Genomic DNA, 21,479 nt, shown 5'->3' with positions numbered 1-21,479 from the left:
CCGTGGCCGACCACAGGGAGCCGACCGAGCAATGCACACCACCGCTTCCGCCAGCCTGAGCGACCTGTGGGACCGCGTCGTCGGTACGCAGTCCGCGCCCGATCAGTGGCTGGTGATCGCCACCGGCGTCGTCGCGCTCGCCGCCGTCGTCCCGCACGGCGTGTGGCGCGTGGCCCGCAACGCCGTCACCATCGCCCACGAGGGCGGCCACGGCCTGGTCGCCCTGCTCACCGGGCGCCGCCTGGACGGCATCCGGCTGCACTCCGACACCAGTGGTCTGACCGTCAGCCGCGGCAAGCCCTCGGGCCTCGGCATGATCCTCACCGCCGCCGCGGGCTACACCGCTCCCCCGCTGCTCGGCCTCGGCGGTGCCGCGCTGCTCTCCCAGGGGCACATCACGGCCTTCCTGTGGATCGCCACGGCCCTGCTCGCCGCGATGCTGGTGATGATCCGCAACGCGTACGGCGCGCTCACGATGATCCTGGCGGGCGGCGCCTTCCTGGTCGTCTCCTGGCTGGCGAGCACCGACGTGCAGGCCGCCTTCGCGTACGCGGTGGTGTGGTTCCTGCTCCTGGGGGGCGTGCGGCCCGCCTTCGAGCTCCAGGCGAAGCGGCGGCACGGGGGCGCCGGTGACTCGGACGCGGACCAACTGGCCCGTCTGACGCACGTTCCCGCCGGAATATGGCTCTTCCTTTTCCATGCCGTGTCACTGTGCTCGCTGATAGGCGGAGCCCGCTGGCTGCTCACCGTGTGACCTGACGTTCGACCCCGACACGGGAGCGCCCCGAAGGGGCGCGGGGAACCGCGCGACGAGCCACGACGGACCCGCGGGCGACCGACGGGCCCGCACGGTCATTCCGGCGAAGCGTTCGGCGCTTCTCTGTTTCGCCTGGATTTCACCACTTTTGATCAAGATCTGTGGTCGTCGCCAACCACTAAAGTGAAGGCATGACCGTGAACCCGACGCACACCGCCCTCTGGCCCGCCCCGCACGCGAGCGGAGCCGTCGCCGCGACGGTCCACGTGCCGGGCTCCAAGTCGGTCACCAACCGCGCCCTCGTCCTGGCCGCCCTCGCCGCCGAGCCCGGCTGGCTGCGCCGCCCCCTGCGCTCCCGCGACACCCTCCTCATGGCGGGTGCCCTGCGCGCCATGGGCGTCGGCATCGAGGAGACGGTGTCGTCCAGCTCCGCCGCCGCGGGCGGCCCGGACGCCTCCGGCGAGGCCTGGCGCGTCATCCCCTCGGGCCTGCACGGCCCGGTCACGGTCGACGTGGGCAACGCGGGCACGGTGATGCGCTTCCTGCCGCCGGTCGCCGCCCTCGCCGACGGCCCGATCCGCTTCGACGGCGACCCCCGCTCCTACGAGCGCCCGCTGCACGGCGTGATCGACGCGCTGCGCGCCCTCGGCGCCCGCGTCGACGACGACGGACGCGGCGCGCTGCCCCTGACGGTGCACGGCGGCGGCGCCCTGGACGGCGGCCAGGTCGAGATCGACGCCTCCTCCTCGTCCCAGTTCGTGAGCGCGCTGCTGCTCTCGGGCCCGCGCTTCAACCAGGGCGTGGAGGTGCGCCACGTGGGCAGCACCCTGCCGTCCATGCCGCACATCCGCATGACCGTCGACATGCTGCGCTCCGCAGGCGCCCAGGTCGACACCCCCGAGGCGGGCGGCGAGCCGAACGTCTGGCGGGTCACGCCCGGCGCGCTGCTCGGCCGTGACCTCACCATCGAGCCGGACCTGTCGAACGCCCAGCCGTTCCTGGCGGCCGCCCTGATCACCGGTGGCCGCGTGACGATCCCGGACTGGCCGACGCGCACCACCCAGCCCGGTGACGCACTGCGGCAGCTGTTCACCGAGATGGGCGGCTCCTGCGAACTGACCGAGCACGGCCTGACGTTCACCGGCTCGGGCTCGGTGCACGGCATCGACGCCGATCTCAGCGAGGTCGGCGAGCTGACCCCGGGCATCGCGGCCGTCGCGGCCCTCGCCGACTCGCCGTCCACGCTGCGCGGCGTCGCCCATCTGCGCCTGCACGAGACGGACCGGCTCGCCGCCCTCACCAAGGAGATCAACGAGCTGGGCGGTGACGTCACCGAGACCGCCGACGGCCTGCACATCCGCCCGCGCAAGCTGCACGGCGGCATCTTCCACACCTACGACGACCACCGCATGGCCACGGCGGGAGCGATCATCGGCCTGGCCGTGCCGGGCGTACAGATCGAGAACGTCGCGACGACGGCGAAGACGCTGCCCGACTTCCCCGACCTGTGGGCCGGGATGCTCGGGAACTGACGGGCGGACTGGAACCATGCGCCGCTACGGCAAGCACACCGACGAGGACGACGTCCGGGTCCGCCCCAACCGCAAGGGCAACCGTCCCCGTACGAACATCCGCCCCAAGCACGAGGACGCGGCCGACGGAATGGTCCTCACCGTCGACCGCGGCCGCCTGACCTGTCTGGTCGACGACCGGGTCGTGGTCGCGATGAAGGCCCGTGAGCTGGGCCGCAAGGCCGCGGTGGTCGGCGACCAGGTCGCCCTCGTGGGCGACCTGTCCGGCGACAAGGACACCCTCGCCCGCATCGTGCGCATCACCCCGCGCACCTCGGTGCTCCGCCGCACGGCGGACGACGACGATCCGTTCGAGCGCGTGGTCGTCGCCAACGCCGACCAGCTCGCCATCGTCACGGCCCTCGCCGACCCCGAGCCGCGCCCGCGCCTGATCGACCGCTGTCTGGTCGCCGCGTACGACGGCGGGCTCACCCCGCTGCTGATCATGACCAAGTCGGACCTCGCCCCGCCGGACAAACTCCTGGAGCTCTACGGCGACCTGGACATCCCCTACGTCGTCACCAGCCGCGAGGAGCTGGAGAACGGCACGGCGGTGGCGCGCGTGCGCGCCGAACTCGACGGCAAGATCACGGCGTTCGTCGGGCACTCCGGCGTCGGCAAGACCACCCTGGTGAACGCGCTGGTCCCCGAGGAGCGACGGCGCAGCACCGGCCATGTCAACGCGGTCACGGGCCGCGGCCGCCACACCACCACGTCCGCGCTCGCGCTGCCCCTCGACGGCGACGAGGGCTGGGTGGTCGACACCCCGGGCGTGCGCTCCTTCGGCCTGCACCACGTGGACCCCTCGCGGGTCATCCACGCCTTCCCCGACCTGGAGCCCGGCACCGAGAACTGCCCGCGCGCGTGCAGCCACGACGAGCCCGACTGCGCGCTCGACGCGTGGGTGGCCGAGGGCCACGCGGACCCGGCGCGGCTCTACTCACTGCGCAGGCTGCTCGCCACCCGGGAGCGGACCGACGGCGACTGACGCCCCTCCCCCGGCCGGGCCGCACCTCCCGCGAGTGGCCCGACCTTCGCGTTGTTTACGTCCGGGCCGCTTCGGTAAGTGCATAATCGCACCAAGATTGTTCCAAGCTTTGGCGAAGCGGTCACGGAGCGTACGAACCGTACGGATGTGGGAGGCACAACCATGGCGTGGCTGCTGGTCATCGTCGCCGGGATCCTCGAGACGGGCTTCGCGGTCTGCCTGAAGCTGTCGCACGGCTTCACCCGCGTCTGGCCCACCATCGCCTTCGCGTGCTTCGCCCTGGGCAGCTTCGGCCTGCTCACGCTGGCCCTGAAGAAGCTGGACGTGGGCCCGGCGTACGCGGTCTGGACGGGCATCGGCGCCGCGGGCACGGCCATCTACGGCATGATCTTCCTCGGCGACCTGGTCTCCGCCCTCAAGATCGTCTCGATCTCCCTCGTGATCGCCGGGGTCATCGGCCTCCAGCTGTCGGGCTCGGCCCACTGAGGCCGCGCAGCACGACGCGGCGGACCAGCTGGACCGACTCCTCGTCCCGGCTCCCGGGCGCCACGACGTAGGACAGCGCCACCCGCACCGCGCTCTCGCAGGCCCGCGCCAGCTCCTCCGTCTCCGAGGGGCGGCCGCGCTCGGTCAGGGCGGCCATCACCCGGTCGCGCACCTGGACGAGTAGTTCCGCCGGACTCGGCACGCCCGCGTCCGCGCGGCGCTGCGCCGGCACCGGCGAGCTGGACACCGCGGCCCGGCTCGGCGTCGGCAGGCGCTCGCTCCAGAAGCCGGTGAGCACCGCCCGCACCAGCACGTTCTCGCGGGCGGCGCCGATCGTCCAGGCGCTCACCGCGGCGAGCCGGTCCACGGGGTCGCGGGCCTGCGCGAGCGCCCGCTCCACCCCCCGCAGATACGCGTCGGTCTCGCGGCGGAGCAGGGCCCGCGCGAGGCCGTCCTTGCTGCCGAACTCGTTGTACAGGGTCTGCCGGGACACCCCGGCCACCGCCGCCACGTCGACCATCCGCACGCCCGCCCACGGCCTGCGGGCCAGTGCGGTGTACGCCGCGTCGAGCAGTGATTCCCGCGCTGCAGGCATCGTCGCCTCCCGCTGCCCAGGGCCGGGTGGCCCGAGCGGTTCTGCTGGCCAGGTTTGACGTGCCACGGGGCACTGTCAAGGGGTACGGCGGGCGCCGCCCGATACGCGCTGTGGCTCGCGCGAAACGAGATCGATACTGTTCACCCATGCCCGACTACCTCGATGATCTGCGCCTTGCCCACGTCCTCGCGGACGCCGCCGACGCAGCGACGATGGACCGGTTCAAGGCCCTCGACCTCCGGGTGGAGACCAAGCCGGACATGACGCCGGTGAGCGAGGCCGACAAGGCCGCCGAAGAACTGATCCGCGGGCATCTCCAGCGCGCCCGGCCGCGGGACGCGATCCTCGGCGAGGAGTACGGCGTCGAGGGCACGGGCCCGCGCCGCTGGGTCATCGACCCGATCGACGGCACGAAGAACTACGTGCGCGGCGTACCGGTCTGGGCCACGCTCATCTCCCTCATGGAGGCGGGCGAGGGGGGCTACCAGCCGGTGGTCGGCGTCGTCTCCGCGCCCGCGCTCGGCCGCCGCTGGTGGGCGGCGAAGGGCAGCGGCGCCTTCACCGGCCGCAGCCTGACGTCCGCGAGCCGCCTTCGCGTCTCCGAGGTGGGCGGGCTCCAGGACGCGTCCTTCGCGTACTCCTCGCTCAGCGGCTGGGAGGAGCGGGGGCGCCTGGACGGCTTCCTCGACCTCACGCGCGCCTGCTGGCGCACCCGCGCGTACGGCGACTTCTGGCCGTACATGCTGGTCGCCGAGGGCGCGGTCGACATCTGCGCGGAGCCGGAGCTGTCCCTGTGGGACATGGCGGCGACCGCGATCGTGGTGACGGAGGCGGGCGGCCGCTTCACCGGCCTCGACGGCGCCCCCGGCCCGCACAGCGGCAACGCGGCGGCGTCGAACGGACTGCTCCACGACGAGATGCTCGCCCATCTGAACCGGCAGTAGGACGGCGGCCCTTCCGAACCGACGGCAGGGCGGCAGTGCGGCAGCGCGGCAGTGCAGCAGGGCGGTGACCCGGACCGGCGCGCTCCCGAACTGGGCGCACCTGCCCCCTTGTTGGCCTTCCGTTTCGCTGCGACTCTGAGAGTCCCCCCGCTTGTGAACTTGTGAATCCTTTCTCTTGGCCATGCGGCTCCCCGCTCCAGGCATGCCAGGGGTAAAGGGCTCACCAAGGAGGTGGCTCAAGCCCATGCTCGTCCGTGACGCCATGAGCACATTGGTCCTCACCATCGGCCCCGCGCACACCCTCCGTCAGGCGGCCCGGCTGATGTCGGCGCGCCGCGTCGGCGCGGCCGTCGTCCTCGACCCCGACACCTGCGGCCTCGGCATCCTGACCGAGCGCGACGTCCTCAACTCCCTCGGCCGCGGCCAGAACCCGGACTTCGAGACCGCGAGCGCGCACACGACGACCGACGTCGTCTTCGCGGGACCGGCCTGGACCCTGGAGGACGCCGCCGACGCCATGTCCCACGGCGGCTTCCGGCACCTGGTCGTGCTCGACCACGACGAGCCGGTGGGCATCGTCTCCGTCCGCGACATCATCCGCTGCTGGGCGCCGGGCCGCCGCCGCGCCGCCGCCCCGGTGGCCGAGTTCACGGCCCCCTGAGCACCGCCAGGACACGGCGAACGGGCCGGACCCCCGAGGGGGTCCGGCCCGTCACCTACGGCAAGGGCTTGGGTGTCAGCCGCGCAGGGCCTGGACCGCGGCCTCCAGGCGCTTGCCGAAGTCTTCGTCCGCCCGGCGGAAGTTGCCGATGGCGCGCTCGGCGATGTCGGCACGCGAGACGCCCGCGATGTTGCCCGCGAGGTTGTCGACGAGCCGCGTCTTCTCGTCCTCCGACATCAGGCGGTACAGATTGCCCGCCTGCACGAAGTCGTCGTCCTCGGCGTGCACGGGCGCCACGTGGTTGCCCGTGCTCCCGGCGACGGCGGTCGGGGCCCATAGCGGCCGGTCCGTCTGGGCGGGGCCGCCGAAGGAGTTGGGCTCGTAGTTCTTGGCGCCCTTGTGGCGGCCGTCGTACAGATAGCCGTCACGGCTGTACGAACGGGCCTCCGTGGCGTGCGGACGGTTCACCGGCAGGTGGTCGGCGTTGATGCCGACGCGGTAGCGGTGGGCGTCGGCGTACGCGAACAGCCGGCCCTGGAGCATCTTGTCCGGCGACGGGCCGATGCCGGGGACGAAGTGCGCGGGCGAGAAGATCGCCTGCTCGACCTCGGCGAAGACGTTCTCCGGGTTGCGGTTGAGCTCCAGCTTGCCGATCTCGACCGGCGGGTAGTCCGCGTGCGGCCACACCTTCGTGAGGTCGAACGGGTTGAAGCGGTAGGTCGCCGCGTCGGCCACGGGCATGATCTGGACCTGCACGGTCCAGGTCGGGAACTCGCCGCGCTCGATGGACTCGCGCAGGTCGCGCTGGTGCGAGTCGGGGTCCTTGCCCGCGAGGACCTCCGCCTCCTGGGCGGTCAGGTTCTTGATGCCCTGGTCCGTCTTGAAGTGGTACTTGACCCAGAAGGCCTCGCCGGCCTCGTTCTGCCACTGGAAGGTGTGCGAGCCGAAGCCGTCCATGTGGCGGTACGACGCCGGGATGCCGCGGTCGCCGAACAGCCAGGTCACCTGGTGCGTGGCCTCCGGGCTCAGACCCCAGAAGTCCCAGACGTTGTCCGCCTCCTGGGAGCCCGTGTAGGGGTCGCGCTTCTGGGTGTGGATGAAGTCGGGGAACTTGATGGCGTCCCTGATGAAGAAGACCGGGGTGTTGTTGCCGACGAGGTCGTAGTTGCCCTCCTCGGTGTAGAACTTCAGCGAGAAGCCGCGCGGGTCACGCACCGCGTCGGCCGCGCCGAGGTTGCCCGCGACCGTGGAGAAGCGCAGGAAGACCTCGGTCTCCTTGCCGATCTCGGAGAGGAACGCGGCGCGCGTGTAGGGAGTGACGTCCGCCGTCACCTTGAACGTGCCGTAGGCGCCCGCGCCGCGTGCGTGCACCACGCGCTCCGGGATCCGCTCGCGGTTGAAGTGCGCCAGCTTCTCCAGGAGGTGCTGGTCCTGGAGCAGCATGGGACCGCCGACGCCCGCGGTCTCGCTGTTCTGGTTGTCGGCCACCGGCGCGCCGGCCTCGGTGGTGAGGGGTCCCTGCGTCACGTGCGCCTCCTGCGTCATTTCCTGCAAGTCCTGTCCCTTGGCGATTGCCGAACTCGATCCTACGATAGACATTGTCTAAGTCAAGTGACCTTCCAAAGTCACACTCGGTCGGGACCTAGGTCCCCTGCCTGTTAGGCTGGATTCATGAGCGACCTGTTGGAACGACTGCGCGGACGCGGCTGGCGGATGACCGCGCAGCGTCGCGTCGTGGCCGAGGTCCTCGATGGGGACCATGTGCATCTGACGGCGGACGAGGTGCACGCCCGTGCCATCGTGAAGCTGCCGGAGATCTCCCGGGCGACCGTCTACAACACCCTGGGCGAGCTGGTCTCGCTCGGCGAGATCCTCGAGGTCAGCACGGACCGCAGAGCCAAGCGCTACGACCCGAACGCGCACCGGCCGCACCAGCACCTGGTGTGCTCGCAGTGCGGCGCGATCCGTGATGTGCACCCGACGGGCAATCCGCTCTCGGTCCTGCCCGACTCCGAGCGCTTCGGCTTCACGATCTCGGACGTGGAGGTCACGTATCGGGGCGTGTGCCCTTCGTGCGCGGCGGGCGCCTGAGCAGACGACATGCGTGAGGCCCGGCACCCCTGGGGTGCCGGGCCTCACGCATGTCCGGGCCCGCCCGCAAACAGTCGGGCCCCGACCGCACACGCCGAAGGGTCCGCCCGGAAACACCGAAGGCCCGGAACCTCATCGGTTCCGGGCCTTCGGCCTCTAGTAGCGGGGACAGGATTTGAACCTGCGACCTCTGGGTTATGAGCCCAGCGAGCTACCGAGCTGCTCCACCCCGCGTCGGTGAACCCAACAGTACGCCAAGCCCACGACCAGCGCAAATCCCTTCCCCTTGCACTCCGCGCGCTGTGGGCAGCCGGTCGGCCAGGGGCGGAACGGGTGGGCACGGCGGGCCTCGCGCGGCCGCGCGACGGACCCGCCCCGGCCCGGCACCGGACGCCCGGGCTCGCTACGCCGAGAGCTCCTGCCGCAGCGCCTCGCCGAGCCGCGCCGCCCGCTCGGCGACCTCCGCCGGGCCCAGCTCCACCGCCCGGGAGGCCCACCGCTGCCCCTCCGCGAGCTGCCCCCGGCGCGCGTACAGCAGCGCGAGCCGCAGCGCGGCGCGGCCGTGCCCGGCGTCCGCCGCCCGCGTCCACCACAGCGCGGCCTCCGGCTCGCTGCCCTCGCGGGCGAGGAGCAGGCCCAGATTGAACGCGCCGTTGCGGCTCCCGGCCTCCGCCGCGAGGCGGTACCAGCGCGCGGCCTCGACCACGTCGCCCCGCCCGGCGGCGAGCATCCCGACCCGGACCTGGGCCCGGCGGTGCCCCTGCTGGGCCGCGCGCTCGTACCACTCCTCGCACTCCGACTTGCGGGCCGCGGGCTCCCCGAGCGCGGGCGCCGCCGCGGCCGGGCGGCGCGCGTCGAGCACGGTACCCAGGCGGTACGCGGCCTCCGCGCTGCCGCCGCCCGCGGCGCACCGCAGGTGCCGCTCGGCCTCCTGCTCGTCGCCGTCGCGCAGGCGCGCGGTGCCGACCTGGAGCGCGGCGTCGGTGTGTCCCGCCGCCGCGGCCCGCTCGTACCAGCGCAGCGCGGCGGTGTCGTCGCCCCGGCTCGCGTACAGGATCCCGAGGTTGAACGCGGCGTCCACGCTGCCGGCCTCGGCGGCCTTGGAGAACCACGGCTCGGCGCCGAGCGCGTCGCCGCCCTGGAGCAGCAGCACGGCGAGCGCGTTGGCCGCCTCGCGGTGCCCGGCGTAGGCGGCGCGGCGGTACCACTGGTCGGCCTGCGCGGTGCGCTTCTGCTCGGCGCACAGCAGACCCAGGTTGTACGCGCCGTTCACGTCGCCCGCGTCGAGCGCCGCGCGGTACCAGCGCTCGGCGGTCTGGGTCTCGCCGCGCTCGGCGTGCAGCGCGCCGAGCGCGTTGGCCGCGTTGCCGTCGCCGTCCTGGGCGGCCTTGAGCCACCACACGGCGGCGTTCGTCTCGTCGCCCGCGTCGCGCAGCAGGAAGCCGAGGGCGCAGGCGGCCTTGGCCTCGCCGTCCTTGGCGGAGGTCAGATACCAGCGCCCGGCCTCCTTGAGCTCGCCGCGCTTCTCCAGGATGGCGCCGAGGTGCAGCGCGGCGCGCCGGTGGCCGCGCGCGGCGGCCTGGCGGTACCACTGCTCGGCCTCGTCGAGCGGCGAGCGGCCCGTCCGGGGGCGGGCGTCGGTCTCGCCGGGGGGCTCCTGCTCGGCGCGCCGGTCCAGGGCGCGCGCCAGGCGGTACGCGGCCTCGCGGTGCCCGCGCTCGGCGGCGGTGCGCATCCAGCGCTCGGCACCGACGTCGCCGCGGTGCTCCAGGAGGTCGGCGAGCGCGTACGCGCCGAGGGTGTGGCCCTGCTCGGCGGACTGGCGCAGCCAGTACTCGGCCGCGGGCTCGTCCCCGCGCTCGCGGTGGTGCCTGCCGAGCGCGTGGGCGGCGGCGGCCGAGCCCGCGACGGCGGCGATCCGCCACCATCCCGAGGCTTCCTCCACATAGCCGCGCTGGTGCAGGAGGACACCCAGGTTGTTGGCCGCGGCGCGGTCACCGGCTGCGGTCGCCGCGCGCAGCAAGGATTCGGCACCGTCGAGATCACCACGGCGCAGCAACAGGCTTCCCAGGACGCTCATCGCGTCCACGTCGCCGGCCTCGGCCGCGACCCGGTGCTGCATCTCTTCCGCGGCGGCCCCCGGATCATCCCGGTCGGCCGACGGCGCAAAACGCCCAGTCTCCAACAGAGTTGCCTTGTCCCCCATAACGTCCATCGTCGCACCACCCGCAACCTGGGTACACCTGGTATACCGCAGCCATTGAGGTCACTTCAGCGTTTTGTCGACATGCCCACAGAGAGATAAGTGAAACACAGCTTCCCTCAACTCCCCCCGCCCGGACCACTCTTCGCACGAACCCCACAGCACTGGCATGGGACACCGGCATGAGCGCGTTCGGAAGGGGGCGCGCCGGGCATGACGAAGGCCCGGATCCTCTGGAGGATCCGGGCCTTCGTCTTGAGTAGCGGGGACAGGATTTGAACCTGCGACCTCTGGGTTATGAGCCCAGCGAGCTACCGAGCTGCTCCACCCCGCGCCGTTGTGTACACACCGTATCACGGCGCGGGGTGGCGTCCGCGCGCTCTGCGCGCGCTCCGGGCGTCCCGCGGGAAGCGGCTAGCCGCCGCTGCCCCCGCCCTTGTCGTTGTCGTTCTTCTTCGACTTCTCGGACTGGGCGTCCTCGGCGCGCTCCAGGGCCTCCTGGAGCTTGGCCTGCGCCTTGCCGTAGGCCTCCCAGTCGTCGTCCTTGAGGGCCTCCTTGCCTTCGTCGATCGCCTTCTGGGCGTCGTCGATGGCCTTCTGGAGGTCCGGGTTGTCCGACGTCGGCGGCTTCTCCTTGTCGGGCTTCTCCTTGTCACCGCTGCCCGGTTTGTCCGGTGGCTCGACGGGAGTCGGCCCGTCGGTTCCGAAGACCACGTTGAGCGCCTTGTCCAAGGTGCTCTCGAAGGCGATCTTGTCTCCGTAGGTGACGAGGACCCGCTTCAGGAGCGGGTACTTGAGCCCACCGCCCTTGACGTAGACCGGCTCCACATAGAGCAGGCCGCCATCCAGGGGCACCGTCAGCAGATTGCCGTAGTCGACCTCCGAGTCGCCGCCCTTCAGAAGTCTGATCTGCTCCGCGATGTCCTTGTCGGAGTTGAACTGACTCTGGACGAGCTTGGGACCGTCGACAGTTCTGTCGGTCGGCATCTTCAGGATCTGGATCTTGCCGTAGTCCGGTGATCCCGCGTCCGCGTTGACCGCCATGAAGGCGCTGAGGTTGTTCCGCTTGTTGGGCACGAAGGTCGTCGTCAGCGAGAAGTCCTGCTTCTTGCTGTTCGGCATCTTCATGCTCAGGTAGTACGGCGGGACGGCGCTGGACGTCTGGTTCGTCGGGTCGCTCGGGACCTCCCACACCTCACTGCCGCTGAGGAACGTGTCGGCGTCCTTCACGTGGTAGCGGGTGAGCAGCTCGCGCTGGACCTTGAACAGGTCCTGCGGGTAGCGCAGGTGGTCCATCAGGGTCGCGGAGATCTCGCTCTTGTCCTTGACGGTGCCCGGGAACGCCTTGCGCCAGGTCTTCAGAATGGGGTCCTTGGTGTCCCACTCGTACAACTTGACGTCACCGGTGTACGCGTCGACGGTCGCCTTCACCGAGTTGCGGATGTAGTTGACCTGGTTCTGCTGGGCGACCACCTGGCGCTGGTTGTTCCGCGCCGTCAGGGAGTCGGCCGTGGTGTCGCCGAGCGTGGTGCGCGACGCGTACGGATAGCCGTTCGTCGTCGTGTACGCGTCGACGATCCACTGGATCTTGCCGTCGACCACCGCCGGGTAGGCGTCGCCGTCGATCGTCAGCCAGGGGGCCACCGCCTCGACGCGCTCCTTGGGCGTGCGGTTGTACAGGATCCGCGAGCCCTTGCCGATCGCGCCCGAGTACAGCATCTGGGGCTCGCCGAACGACACCGCGTAGGCGGCCCTGTTGATGGGGTTGGAGAGGTTGACGCCGCTGTCGCCCTTGTAGCTGGTCGTCTTCTCGCCGCTGTCGTCCGAGTAGTCGATCTCCTTCTGCGGACCGCCGACGATCGAGTACTGGGTGGTCTTCTCGCCGTAGTAGATGCGCTGCTGGTACCGCGGCAGGCTGCCCTTCGACGGCAGGTCGGACTCGGTGAAGACCGGCTCGCCTGACCCCTTCGCCTCCGTGCCCTTGGCCGCGACGACGCCGTAGCCGTGGGTGTAGCGGAAGTGGTCGTTGATCCAGTTGTTCTTCTGGACGCCCTTGAGGTCGAGCTCGCGCAGGCCGATGACGGTGTCCTGCTCCTTGCCGTCCTTGTCCTTGTAGCGGTCGACGTCCAGGTTCGACGGGAAGCCGTAGTAGGCCTTCATCTGCTGGAGCTGCTGGAACGTCGGCGAGACGATGTTCGGGTCGAGCAGGCGGAAGCTGGCGGCGTCGGTGGCGGCGGTGCGCAGCTTCGACGTGTCCGTGGTGTTGCTCACGCCGGGGTACTTCTTCACATCGGTGCCGCCGATGCCGTACGCCTTGCGCGTCGCTTCCAGGTTCTTCTCGACGTACGGGGCTTCCTTCGCCTGCTCGTTCGGCTGGACCTGGAACTTCTGGACGATGGCCGGGTACAGGCCGCCGATCAGGATCGCGGAGAGCACCATCAGGCCGAAGCCGATCACCGGCAGCTGCCAGGTGCGCCGCCACAGCGTGGCGAAGAACAGCAGCGCGCAGATGACGGCGATGCAGAACAGGATCGTCTTCGCCGGCAGATAGGCGTTGGCGTCGACGTACCTCAGGCCCGTCCAGCTGTCGGTCGCCTTGAAGTCACTGGACTTCACCGCGAGGCCGTACCGGTCGAGCCAGTACGCGACGGCCTTGAGCGCCACGAAGATGCCGATGAGCACCGAGAGGTGCCCGGTGGCGGCGGCCGTGGCCCGGCCGCCGGGGCTGGTGATGCGCAGGCCGCCGTACAGGTAGTGCGTCAGGGCGGCGGCGATCACCGACAGGACCGTGGCCGCGAAGCCGAAGCCCAGCAGGAAGCGGTACCACGGCAGGTCGAAGGCGAAGAAGGAGACGTCCAGGTGGAACTGGGGGTCCTTCTGGCCGAAGGGCACGCCGTTGACCCACATCAGCCAGGTGCGCCACTGGCCCGCCGCGGAGGCGCCCGCGATCAGGCCGACGAGCGCGGTGATGCCGATCAGGAGCCACTTCTTGTACGGCGCGATCGCCATGCGGTAGCGGTCGAGGCTCTGCTGCTCCATCGACATGGCGCTCAGCGGCGGGCGCAGCCGGTGCGCCAGCCAGATGTTCACACCGACCGCGGCCGCCATGAGGAGGCCGAAGACGAAGAACAGGCCGATCTTGGTCGACAGGGTCGTCGTGAAGACCGATGAGTAGCCGACCGAGCGGAACCAGAGCCAGTCCGTCCAGAACCCCGCGAACATGACGAACGCCATGGCCAGCACGGCCAGGACGCCGAGCGTCAAAAGCAGGGTCCGGACACGACGGGACGGTCGGCCCACTCTGATCCGTGGCCCCGTCGGGCCTCCGCCGCGGTCCGGCATCTGGAAAGCCAAGGTGCGCACCTCGAAGTTCGCTGTAGCTGTAGCTCTGGCTGAATCAGGCCCCGCGATCGTAGAGCCCACTCATGCAACTTACCGACGCTTTACTCAGTTCCCGTTCCGGGGTCTGAACCAGGCAGGATATTGGGCATGCCCAACGTTTCTCCCTCCGGCCCTCCGATGGCCGCGAGCCCGCTCACCCGCGCCGTGCTCGAAATCGACGAGTATGTCGCGAGCCTCGGCTGGGATCAGCCCGCCCGTCTCTTCGCCCTCGTGGACACCGCGCGCCTGCGCGTCCAGGAGCCCGGCCTCGCCGACCGCCTCGGCCTCTCCGACGACGGCGCCGCCGCGCCGCTCACCCCCATCGAGCAGGAAGAGCTGCCCGCCGGGGCCGCCCTCGACGAGTTCCTCGGCACCATCGCCTGGCCCGACTCCGTCGCGGGCTGCGCCCTGACCGTGGAGCGCCTGATGCTCCCGCCGTCCGCGGAAGCTTCCGTTCCGCAGGATCTGAGCGAGAAGCAGCTCGCCGCGTGGGTGGCGAAGCACCCCGAGCGCCAGGAGGTCCGCATGACGGTCGCGGTGCTCCGCGACGGCGCGCGCGAGTCGGCCCTGCGGCTGCGCGAGAAGGACTCCGCCACGGACGTCCTGACGGGCTCCGACCTGGTTCCGGGCCTCGCGGAGGCCCTGACCTCGACGTTCGCGGAGTAGCCGCGCCGCGGCAGCTCCACACCAACTGACCGGGTACGTGGCCGGGGCCGGGGTCGTCCGCCCCGGCCGCGGCCGTTCCCGGGCGCTCAGCCCTTGGTGCACTGCGGCAGGCCGGCGGTGTCTCCCTTGCGGATCTTGTCGAGGGACTTCACCGCGTCGGCGATGGTGTCCACCTTGACCAGCGTGAGCCCGTCGGGGACGTCGCTCGCGGCGGTCGCGCAGTTGTCCTTGGGCGTGAGGAAGTACTCCGCGCCCTTGTCGCGTGCGCCGACGGTCTTCATCTCGATGCCGCCGATCGGGCCGACCTTGCCGTCGTCGTCGATCGTGCCGGTGCCCGCGACGAACTTGCCGCCCGTGAGGTCACCCGGCGTGACCTTGTCGACGATGCCGAGCGCGAACATCAGGCCCGCGCTGGGCCCGCCCACGTCGGCGAGCTTGATGTCGATGGTGAACGGGAAGGTGTGGTCGGTCCCGGCCTGGATGCCGACGATCGCCCGGGCCTTCCCCGCGTCGTCGGACTTCTCCGTGGTGATCTTGACGTCCTCGGTCCTGGTCGGCTCCTTGCCCGCCTTCTCGGCTGCGGCCGCCTCCTTGACCGGTACGACGGTGAACGTGACGGTTTCGCCGGGCTTGTGCCGGGTGACGAGCTTCGCCACGTCCGGGGTCTTCTTCACGGCCGTGCCGTCCACGCTCTTGATGACGTCGCCCGCGTGCAGCCGGCCCTCGGCCGGGCTGTCCTTGAAGACGCTGCCGACGACGACCTGGGTCTTCACCGGGATGTCCAGCTGCTTCAGGGCGGCGACCTTCGCGCTCTCCTGGGACTGGCTGAACTCCTCGGCGTTCTCCTGGGTCGACTGCTGCTCGGTCTTGCCGTCCGGGTACAGCGTCTCGTGCGGGACGACGATGTTGTCGTGCGCGAGCCAGCCGTAGACGGCCTCGGCGAGGTTCATCTTGTAGTCGGCGCTGGTGACCCGGACCGTCGTCATGTTCAGGTGCCCGGTCGTGGGGTACGTCTTGCGGCCCGAGATCTGGAGCACCGGCTCGCCGTCGTGGTCACCCAGGGTGTTCACCGTCGGCCCGGGGGACATCTCCGAGTACGGCACTTTGATGAGCACTCCCGCGCAGAGCAGCGCGATGAGCATCAGGGTGGAGGCGAGCAGCGTCGCCGTGCGGCGTGGCATGGAACGACAGTACGGGACGGTCCTGTGAGGGCACCCCCGGGGCCGGTCCGTACGGGCCCGGGCGGGCGGGCCGCCGGGCGGTCCCCCGGGCGTCGCGGGGACCGCGGATCAGACGGCGTCGGTACCCGAGTGGGTCTTCTCCATCGCCTTGCGGAACGCCGCGTAGCCGTTCAGCTCGCTGATGTCGCCGGTCTTCCCGCTCTCGCGGTTGCGGTGGGCCAAAAGGGCCCACAGACCGGCGCCGACCGCCGCCAGAAGTGGAATGAGCAACCAGGCAAGTGATGCCATGTCGACCTCCCGACCCCATGAGCGACCACAACTGACTGATCAGCAGATTAACCCGCCGCTCCGACAACGCTCACGGCAGGGGTGCGGTTACGCAACCGGAGCTCCGCGGGCGCGGCGCCTGCGGCGGTCCGTACGGGGCCGCGCCGGCCCGTCGGGCGGGCGCTAGCAGGCCCCGACCCACTCCTCCTGGCCGTCGGAGAAGGTCTGGTGCTTCCAGATGGGCACCTCGTGCTTGAGGTCGTCGATCAGCTTGCGGCAGGCCGCGAAGGCCTCGGCCCGGTGCGGGCAGGAGACGGCGACGACGACCGCGATGTCACCGATGGCGAGGTCACCGACGCGGTGCACGGCGGCCAGGGCCCGCACGGGGAAGTCCGCGACGACCTTCTCCGCGACCCTTCGCAGCTCCGCCTCGGCGGTGGGGTGACTGGAGTACGCGAGCGCGTCCACGTCCGCGCCCCCGTCGTGGTCGCGCACCGTCCCGACGAACAGTGCCGTGCCGCCCGCGGCGTCGTCACCGACGGCCCGGAAGACCTCGTCGAGCGAGAGCGGCGTGTCCCGGATCGCAAGGAGTCGAATCGGCTCCTCGGCCGCCTGCTCACCCGGGTGATCGATCGGAGTACGTGCCATGGGGCCATGGTGCCGCACGGGAGGGACCCGGAGGAATAGCGCTATCCCCCAGCCCGCGCGCGGGCCGCTTGGCCCTCTCTACGACTCCGCCCGCTATGGGCCCCCGGCCGGTCGGGGCGGACCGGGGCCGTGAGGGGGGCCGTGAGGGCGGCCGTGAGGGGGCCAGGCGGGCCTCAGAGCCGCCGCCGCGCCTTCCGGGCCCGCCGCACCAGGGCGGCGGTGCCCAGCAGCGCCACGGTGGCCCCCGCGGCCCCCGCCGCCGTCGCGTCCTTGCGCCCGAGCCGCCGCCCCGCCACGGTCCGCCGTCCCGCGACCTCCTCGAGGAGTTCCGCGAGGACCTCCTCGTTGGTCCACTGCGGCCGCCACCCCGCGTCGTGCAGTCGGCTGCCGCTGACGACCCAGGGGTACATCGTGTACGCGAGGTCCCCGGCGGGAGACGGCGTGAGCCCGATGCGGTGCAGCCGCGCGGCCGCCCCCAGGGCGACGGCGGACGGCAGCTCCATGCGCCGGATCCCGCTCAGCTCCTCGACCTCCTCCTGCTCCAGCCAGCCGTCGCAGCCGACGGCCAGCTCGCCCTCGACCTTCTCCAGGACGGCGTACTCCAGGGCGCTGCACAGGTCGTCGACGTGGCAGAACTGCCAGGCGGGCCGGGACCCGGCGACGACGAGCAGCCGGGGCGACTCGAAGTACCGGGTCAGCGCGGTGTCGGTGCCGCCGACGAGGACGGCGGGCCGCACCACGGTGACGTTCAGGCCGGGATGCGCCCGGGGTGCGCGCCGGGCGAGGCGCTCGATCTCCAGGAGGTCGCCGACTCCGGTGGCCTCCGCGGTCGCCCGCAGTTCGGCGTCTTCGGAGAGGGGCAGTTCGTTGTCGGCGAGGGCTCCGTAGACCATCGCCGAGGTGCACAGCACGACCCGGTGCACCCCCGCGGCGGCGGCCGCGGTCAGCACGGTCTGCGTACCGCGTACGTTGTACGCGGTACGGGCCGCCCCGTCGGTCTCCAGGTCGAGGTCGAGTGCGAGGTGCACGACGACGTCCACGCCGCGCAGCTTCTCGGCGATCGCGGGGTCACGGACGTCCAGGATGTGCCACTGGGCCGCCGCGCACTCGCCGCGCCGCTCGTCGATGGCCACGACCTGCTTGATCTCGTCGGACTCGGCCAGGCGCTCGGTCAGCAGCGCGCCGACGCCCGCCGCGGCGCCGGTCACGGCGACGACAGGCCCGCGTACGGGGGCCGGGGTCGAAGGGTTTCGCGCTGCGCGAACCTGCGGATCTGGGGAACTCACCGGGCGTCTCCAGCGGTTGTCTTCAGTACGTATGCGAATGACGCGTACGTACCAGGTGGCATCCATCCTGCCGCAGCCCCCGAGGCGGCGGAGCACCGAGGCCCGATCCCGTCACGGTGTCTACGCTGGGGGGTGTTGTCGGGCAGCCGCCGCCGGACCCAGATCCGGTGGCCTTACGAGCCGAGGAAACCCGTGAGTGACACCCCATTCGGATTCGGCCTTCCGCCGGAGGAGCCGGAGGACGGCGACGAGGGCAAGAAGAAGGACACCCCCGGAGGGGGACAGGGTTCCGGTGGCCCCGGGAACCCGTTCGGCTTCGGTGTGCCCGGCCTGGGCGGCCCCGGCGGCGGGGACAACCCGTTCGCCGCGATGTTCGGCTCCATGAACCCCAGCGACCTGGGCGCCGCCTTCCAGCAGCTCGGTCAGATGCTGTCGTACGAGGGCGGTCCCGTGAACTGGGACATGGCCAAGGACATCGCCCGCCAGACCGTCGCCCAGGGCACGGCCGACGGCACCAAGGACGCCAGCGTCGGCCCCGCCGAGCGGACCGCCGTCGAGGAGGCCGTGCGCCTGGCCGACCTCTGGCTGGACGACGCCACGTCGCTGCCCTCCGGCTCCGGCACGGCCGTGGCCTGGAGCCGCGCCGAGTGGGTCGAGGCGACCCTGCCGGCGTGGAAGGAGCTGGTCGACCCCGTCGCCGAGCGCGTCGGCATGGCCATGGGCGATGTCCTGCCCGAGGAGATGCAGGCCATGGCGGGCCCGCTGATCGGCATGATGCGCTCCATGGGCGGCGCCATGTTCGGCCAGCAGATCGGCCAGGCCGTGGGCGTCCTCGCGGGCGAGGTCGTCGGTTCCACGGACATCGGCCTGCCCCTCGGCCCGGCGGGCCGCGCGGCCCTCCTGCCGGTGAACGTGACCGCGTTCGGCAAGGACCTCAGCGTCCCGATGGACGAGGTGCGGCTGTATCTGGCCCTGCGCGAGGCCGCCCACCAGCGGCTCTTCGCCCACGTGCCGTGGCTGCGCTCGCACCTGTTCGGCGCCGTCGAGGGCTATGCCCGCGGCATCAAGGTCGACACGACGAAGCTGGAAGACGTCGTCGGCCAGTTCGACCCGCAGAACCCCGAGCAGCTCCAGGAAGCCCTCCAGCAGGGCATGTTCCAGCCCGAGGACTCCCCCGAGCAGAAGGCCGCCCTGGCCCGCCTGGAGACGGCCCTCGCCCTCGTCGAGGGCTGGGTGGACGCGGTCGTGCACGCGGCCGCCAAGCCGCGCCTGTCGTCGGCCGACGCGCTGCGCGAGACGCTGCGCCGCCGTCGCGCCACCGGCGGGCCCGCCGAGCAGACGTTCGCGACGCTCATCGGCCTGGAGCTGCGCCCGCGCCGGCTGCGGGACGCCTCGCGCCTGTGGGCCTCGCTCACGGACGCGCGCGGGGTCGACGGCCGCGACGGCCTGTGGGCGCACCCGGACATGCTCCCCACGGCGTCCGACCTGGACGACCCGGACGGCTTCGTGCACCGCGAGCAGCTGGACTTCTCCGAGCTGGACAAGATGCTCGGCGAGGCGGCGCACGGCGGCGCGTCCGGCAAGCCGGACCTCACGAAGGGCGACGGCTCCGCCGAGGGCGGCTCCCCTGAGGGCGACTCCTCCGAGGGCAAGGGCGACGACGGCAAGTGACCCTCCGCGACGACGCGGTGCTCGTGCTGAAGGCGTACGAGCACCAGGAAGACCTGCGGCAGTACTACTTGGACCATCTGTCGGCCCACCCCGAGGACGGCATGTGGAAGGCCTGCACGGACGGGCACGTGACCGCCAGCGCGCTGGTCGTCGACCCGTCCCGCGGGCGCGTGCTGCTCACGCTCCACAAGAAGCTGGGCATGTGGCTCCAGATGGGCGGCCACTGCGAGCCGGGCGACGCCACCCTCGCGGAGGCGGCGCTGCGCGAGGCCACCGAGGAGTCCGGAGTGCGGGGCCTGACCCTGCTGCCGGGCGGCCCGGTGCGCCTGGACCGCCACCCGATCCCGGGCCCCTGCACCCAGCACCTGGACGTGCAGTACGCCGCCCTCGCGCCGTCCGGCGCGGTGGCGGCGATCAGCGACGAGTCCCTGGACCTGCGCTGGTTCGCCTACGACGAGGTGGGGGGCGTGGCCGACGAGTCCGTCGTCCGGCTCGTGGAGGCCACGCGGGAGCGCCTTCCGGTGTGACGGCGCCGGTGTGACGGCGTCCGGCCGTGCGGCATGGGTAAGGGGCGGTCGCCATGGCGACCGCCCCTTACCCATGTCTGCCGGGTGTGTGCCGGGCTCAGTTCCAGACGTTGCTCTGGTTCTGTCCCCGCGCGCCCTGCTGTCCCACGCCGAACTGGGCGCGTGCCCCCTGGCCGATCTGGGCGTGCTGCGGCGGCAGCAGCTCGCTGGGCTGGACGAGCGCGTAGCCCTGCCCCATGAAGCTGAGCTCCCAGCCCTCGCCGGTGTTGCCGCGGCGCCGCCACACGCCCGAGGAGTGCGTCTGCGCCTGCATCTGCACCCGCAGACCGCTGGACCAGGCGACGATCGCGTCCGCGTCGGCGTTGACGTACCGGTCCGGGGTGACCTGGAGCATCAGCGGCTGCCCCGATGTCATCAGGGCGACCTTGCCGCGCCCGGTGATGTTCAGCTGGTACTTGCCGGAGCCGGAGATCCCGTACTGGCTGTCCACCGCGATCACCTGGTGGGACAGCGAGGAGTCCATGGCGAGGACGTAGGAGCTGTCCACCGTCAGGCCGTCCTGCTCCACGTCCACGACGTGGATGTACTGGGCGAGGTTCGCGAAGTAGACGGTGCCCTGGCCGTGGCAGCGCATCAGGTCCAGGCCCTCACCCGTGTGCGCGCGGGCCCGCCGCTGTCCCCCGGACTGGAACTCGGCGTCGAACTCGACGAGCCCCTGATAGGCGACCATGGCGCCCTTGCGGGCGAGGACGTCGTCGTGCCCCTCCAGGGCGACGCGCAGCAGCTGCGGGTTCTGGACGGTGTAGCGCTCCTGGGACTGCTGCTCGGAGTGCGCGAAAAGCGAGCTCTGCATGGTGGTGCTCCCCCTCAGCTCCGGATCCGGAGGCGGTCGGTGCTGTCCTCACTGGGCTGTACGACGACGATGCCCTCCCCGGAGAAGCCCATCTGGTAGGCCTCGCCGCTGCCGCGTCCGATCAGGGAACCGGCCTTGAAGCTGCGCTTGCCCTTCACCTTCAGGTTCGGCGACCAGGCGATCAGGGCGTCGGGGTCCACGTACGTCTCGTCCTCGCCGCGGCCGCAGTCGACGACGATGGGCGTGCCGCGCGAGGTCAGCGCCACCCAGCCCTGCCCGGAGACCTTGATGTTCCACAGGCCCTGGCCCGCGAACTTCGCGAGGCCCTTGACCCGCTCGACGCCCCACTGGAGGCCCGCGTCGAAGGCGAGGAGGTTGGTGCCGTTCACCGAGAGCGAGTCGCCCGCCAGGTTGATGACGACGACGTCCGCCCCGTAGTCGGCGAGGTACAGCAGACCGTCTCCGGAGCACTTCATCAGCGGGGCGCCCTCGCCGGTGATCCAGTCACGGGCAATCTGGCGGACGGCGGGCGGGTTCGGCTCGTACTGCACGAACCCTTCGTAGGCGACCATCGAGCCCACGCGCGCGAAGAGGTCGTTTCCGGTCTGCATGGCGACCTTGACCATGTGGTGGCCGTGGTTCTCCATGCGCGCGGCGACAGGGGCCGGGGCGTAGCCCGCGAGTGGCTGGTTCATGACGGGCT

General features: G+C 71.5%; 20 protein-coding genes and 2 tRNA genes. 10 read left to right on the top strand and 12 right to left on the bottom strand.

From position 1 onward, the window contains the following. The first annotated feature begins 31 nt into the window (after positions 1-31). From CP982_RS27645 to CP982_RS27630, 4 genes are all read left to right on the top strand, one after another. Positions 32-754 (top strand): M50 family metallopeptidase, encoded by a 723-nt coding sequence (locus tag CP982_RS27645; protein ID WP_150512945.1) that lies wholly within the window; start codon positions 32-34, stop codon positions 752-754. A gap of 194 nt (positions 755-948) precedes the next feature. Continuing rightward, positions 949-2,289, top strand: a complete 1,341-nt coding sequence (gene aroA, locus CP982_RS27640; RefSeq protein WP_150512944.1) for a 3-phosphoshikimate 1-carboxyvinyltransferase — start codon at positions 949-951, stop codon at positions 2,287-2,289. 16 nt (positions 2,290-2,305) lie between these two features. Then, positions 2,306-3,316, top strand: coding sequence for a ribosome small subunit-dependent GTPase A (gene rsgA / locus CP982_RS27635; RefSeq protein ID WP_150512943.1), 1,011 nt, complete (start codon positions 2,306-2,308; stop codon positions 3,314-3,316). Between the two features lie 162 nt (positions 3,317-3,478). Continuing rightward, a complete protein-coding gene (locus CP982_RS27630) occupies positions 3,479-3,802 on the top strand; it encodes a DMT family transporter (protein WP_150515741.1) in 324 nt (107 codons plus the stop codon). On the opposite strand, the gene CP982_RS27625 is transcribed toward CP982_RS27630, so the two are convergent. Beyond that, complete coding sequence (locus CP982_RS27625; RefSeq protein WP_150512942.1) at positions 3,768-4,397, bottom strand: TetR/AcrR family transcriptional regulator; 630 nt, start codon at positions 4,395-4,397, stop codon at positions 3,768-3,770. The genes CP982_RS27630 and CP982_RS27625 overlap by 35 nt on opposite strands. 146 nt (positions 4,398-4,543) lie before the next feature. On the opposite strand from CP982_RS27625, the gene hisN reads away from it, so the two are divergent. Then, positions 4,544-5,341 (top strand): histidinol-phosphatase, encoded by a 798-nt coding sequence (hisN, locus tag CP982_RS27620; protein ID WP_150512941.1) that lies wholly within the window; start codon positions 4,544-4,546, stop codon positions 5,339-5,341. 244 nt (positions 5,342-5,585) lie between these two features. Then, a complete protein-coding gene (locus tag CP982_RS27615; RefSeq protein ID WP_150512940.1) occupies positions 5,586-6,002 on the top strand; it encodes a CBS domain-containing protein in 417 nt (138 codons plus the stop codon). Positions 6,003-6,077: 75 nt separating this feature from the next. Here CP982_RS27615 and CP982_RS27610 read toward each other — a convergent pair whose 3' ends face one another. Then, a complete protein-coding gene (locus CP982_RS27610) occupies positions 6,078-7,547 on the bottom strand; it encodes a catalase (RefSeq protein WP_150512939.1) in 1,470 nt (489 codons plus the stop codon). Positions 7,548-7,673: 126 nt separating this feature from the next. Between CP982_RS27610 and CP982_RS27605 the strand changes: the two genes are divergently transcribed. After that, complete coding sequence (locus CP982_RS27605; protein WP_150512938.1) at positions 7,674-8,093, top strand: Fur family transcriptional regulator; 420 nt, start codon at positions 7,674-7,676, stop codon at positions 8,091-8,093. Between the two features lie 160 nt (positions 8,094-8,253). Here the strand turns inward: CP982_RS27605 and CP982_RS27600 are convergent. The 4 genes from CP982_RS27600 to CP982_RS27585 form a co-directional block, all read right to left on the bottom strand. Beyond that, positions 8,254-8,327 (bottom strand) — tRNA-Met (locus CP982_RS27600). A gap of 169 nt (positions 8,328-8,496) precedes the next feature. Further along, positions 8,497-10,308 carry a tetratricopeptide repeat protein gene (locus CP982_RS27595; protein WP_150512937.1) on the bottom strand — a complete coding sequence of 604 codons (1,812 nt, stop codon included), beginning with the start codon at positions 10,306-10,308 and terminating at the stop codon, positions 8,497-8,499. 248 nt (positions 10,309-10,556) lie between these two features. Then, positions 10,557-10,630: transfer RNA gene (locus tag CP982_RS27590), tRNA-Met, on the bottom strand. A gap of 80 nt (positions 10,631-10,710) precedes the next feature. After that, the gene (locus CP982_RS27585; protein WP_150515740.1) at positions 10,711-13,638 is read right to left on the bottom strand and encodes a UPF0182 family membrane protein; all 2,928 of its coding nucleotides are present in this window, start codon (positions 13,636-13,638) and stop codon (positions 10,711-10,713) included. Between the two features lie 147 nt (positions 13,639-13,785). Here CP982_RS27585 and CP982_RS27580 point away from each other — a divergent pair, with 147 nt between their 5' ends. Beyond that, positions 13,786-14,343 (top strand): PPA1309 family protein, encoded by a 558-nt coding sequence (locus CP982_RS27580; protein ID WP_221515158.1) that lies wholly within the window; start codon positions 13,786-13,788, stop codon positions 14,341-14,343. Positions 14,344-14,429: 86 nt separating this feature from the next. Here the strand turns inward: CP982_RS27580 and CP982_RS27575 are convergent, their stop codons facing one another. From CP982_RS27575 to CP982_RS27560, 4 genes are all read right to left on the bottom strand, one after another. Continuing rightward, complete coding sequence (locus tag CP982_RS27575; protein WP_150512935.1) at positions 14,430-15,524, bottom strand: YlbL family protein; 1,095 nt, start codon at positions 15,522-15,524, stop codon at positions 14,430-14,432. A 108-nt stretch (positions 15,525-15,632) separates the two neighbouring features. Continuing rightward, positions 15,633-15,812: a hypothetical protein gene (locus CP982_RS27570; protein ID WP_030683279.1), complete on the bottom strand. Its 180-nt coding sequence runs from the start codon at positions 15,810-15,812 to the stop codon at positions 15,633-15,635. A gap of 162 nt (positions 15,813-15,974) precedes the next feature. Continuing rightward, positions 15,975-16,439, bottom strand: coding sequence for a molybdenum cofactor biosynthesis protein MoaE (locus CP982_RS27565; protein WP_150512934.1), 465 nt, complete (start codon positions 16,437-16,439; stop codon positions 15,975-15,977). Between the two features lie 173 nt (positions 16,440-16,612). Next, positions 16,613-17,725, bottom strand: a complete 1,113-nt coding sequence (locus CP982_RS27560; RefSeq protein ID WP_144320819.1) for an SDR family oxidoreductase — start codon at positions 17,723-17,725, stop codon at positions 16,613-16,615. Between the two features lie 192 nt (positions 17,726-17,917). On the opposite strand from CP982_RS27560, the gene CP982_RS27555 reads away from it, so the two are divergent. Further along, positions 17,918-19,396, top strand: coding sequence for a zinc-dependent metalloprotease (locus CP982_RS27555; RefSeq protein WP_150512933.1), 1,479 nt, complete (start codon positions 17,918-17,920; stop codon positions 19,394-19,396). Next, positions 19,393-19,923 carry an NUDIX hydrolase gene (locus CP982_RS27550; protein WP_150512932.1) on the top strand — a complete coding sequence of 177 codons (531 nt, stop codon included), beginning with the start codon at positions 19,393-19,395 and terminating at the stop codon, positions 19,921-19,923. The genes CP982_RS27555 and CP982_RS27550 overlap by 4 nt, the downstream gene beginning before the upstream one ends. Before the next feature lie 97 nt (positions 19,924-20,020). Here the strand turns inward: CP982_RS27550 and CP982_RS27545 are convergent, their stop codons facing one another. Both CP982_RS27545 and CP982_RS27540 read right to left on the bottom strand, forming a co-directional pair. Then, on the bottom strand, positions 20,021-20,776 hold the full coding sequence (locus CP982_RS27545; protein WP_150512931.1) for an AIM24 family protein: 756 nt from the start codon (positions 20,774-20,776) through the stop codon (positions 20,021-20,023). Positions 20,777-20,790: 14 nt separating this feature from the next. Continuing rightward, on the bottom strand, positions 20,791-21,471 hold the full coding sequence (locus CP982_RS27540) for an AIM24 family protein (RefSeq protein WP_150512930.1): 681 nt from the start codon (positions 21,469-21,471) through the stop codon (positions 20,791-20,793). Positions 21,472-21,479: the final 8 nt, after the last annotated feature.

The sequence above is a fragment of the Streptomyces spectabilis genome, from assembly GCF_008704795.1.
Classification (GTDB): Bacteria; Actinomycetota; Actinomycetes; order Streptomycetales; family Streptomycetaceae; genus Streptomyces; species Streptomyces spectabilis.
The sequence above is the reverse complement of the archived record's forward strand: the minus strand, read 5'-3'. Positions and strand labels throughout refer to the sequence as shown.

Excerpts from the sequence above, each read along its gene's own strand:
- CP982_RS27645 (WP_150512945.1), top strand. The coding sequence starts at position 32 with ATGCACACCACCGCTTCCGCCAGCCTGAGCGACCTGTGGGACCGCGTC.
- aroA (WP_150512944.1), top strand. The coding sequence starts at position 949 with ATGACCGTGAACCCGACGCACACCGCCCTCTGGCCCGCCCCGCACGCG.
- rsgA (WP_150512943.1), top strand. The coding sequence starts at position 2,306 with ATGCGCCGCTACGGCAAGCACACCGACGAGGACGACGTCCGGGTCCGC.
- CP982_RS27630 (WP_150515741.1), top strand. The coding sequence starts at position 3,479 with ATGGCGTGGCTGCTGGTCATCGTCGCCGGGATCCTCGAGACGGGCTTC.
- CP982_RS27625 (WP_150512942.1), bottom strand. The coding sequence starts at position 4,397 with ATGCCTGCAGCGCGGGAATCACTGCTCGACGCGGCGTACACCGCACTG.
- hisN (WP_150512941.1), top strand. The coding sequence starts at position 4,544 with ATGCCCGACTACCTCGATGATCTGCGCCTTGCCCACGTCCTCGCGGAC.
- CP982_RS27615 (WP_150512940.1), top strand. The coding sequence starts at position 5,586 with ATGCTCGTCCGTGACGCCATGAGCACATTGGTCCTCACCATCGGCCCC.
- CP982_RS27610 (WP_150512939.1), bottom strand. The coding sequence starts at position 7,547 with ATGACGCAGGAGGCGCACGTGACGCAGGGACCCCTCACCACCGAGGCC.
- CP982_RS27605 (WP_150512938.1), top strand. The coding sequence starts at position 7,674 with ATGAGCGACCTGTTGGAACGACTGCGCGGACGCGGCTGGCGGATGACC.
- CP982_RS27595 (WP_150512937.1), bottom strand. The coding sequence starts at position 10,308 with ATGGACGTTATGGGGGACAAGGCAACTCTGTTGGAGACTGGGCGTTTT.
- CP982_RS27585 (WP_150515740.1), bottom strand. The coding sequence starts at position 13,638 with ATGCCGGACCGCGGCGGAGGCCCGACGGGGCCACGGATCAGAGTGGGC.
- CP982_RS27580 (WP_221515158.1), top strand. The coding sequence starts at position 13,786 with ATGCCCAACGTTTCTCCCTCCGGCCCTCCGATGGCCGCGAGCCCGCTC.
- CP982_RS27575 (WP_150512935.1), bottom strand. The coding sequence starts at position 15,524 with ATGCCACGCCGCACGGCGACGCTGCTCGCCTCCACCCTGATGCTCATC.
- CP982_RS27570 (WP_030683279.1), bottom strand. The coding sequence starts at position 15,812 with ATGGCATCACTTGCCTGGTTGCTCATTCCACTTCTGGCGGCGGTCGGC.
- CP982_RS27565 (WP_150512934.1), bottom strand. The coding sequence starts at position 16,439 with ATGGCACGTACTCCGATCGATCACCCGGGTGAGCAGGCGGCCGAGGAG.
- CP982_RS27545 (WP_150512931.1), bottom strand. The coding sequence starts at position 20,776 with ATGCAGAGCTCGCTTTTCGCGCACTCCGAGCAGCAGTCCCAGGAGCGC.
- CP982_RS27540 (WP_150512930.1), bottom strand. The coding sequence starts at position 21,471 with ATGAACCAGCCACTCGCGGGCTACGCCCCGGCCCCTGTCGCCGCGCGC.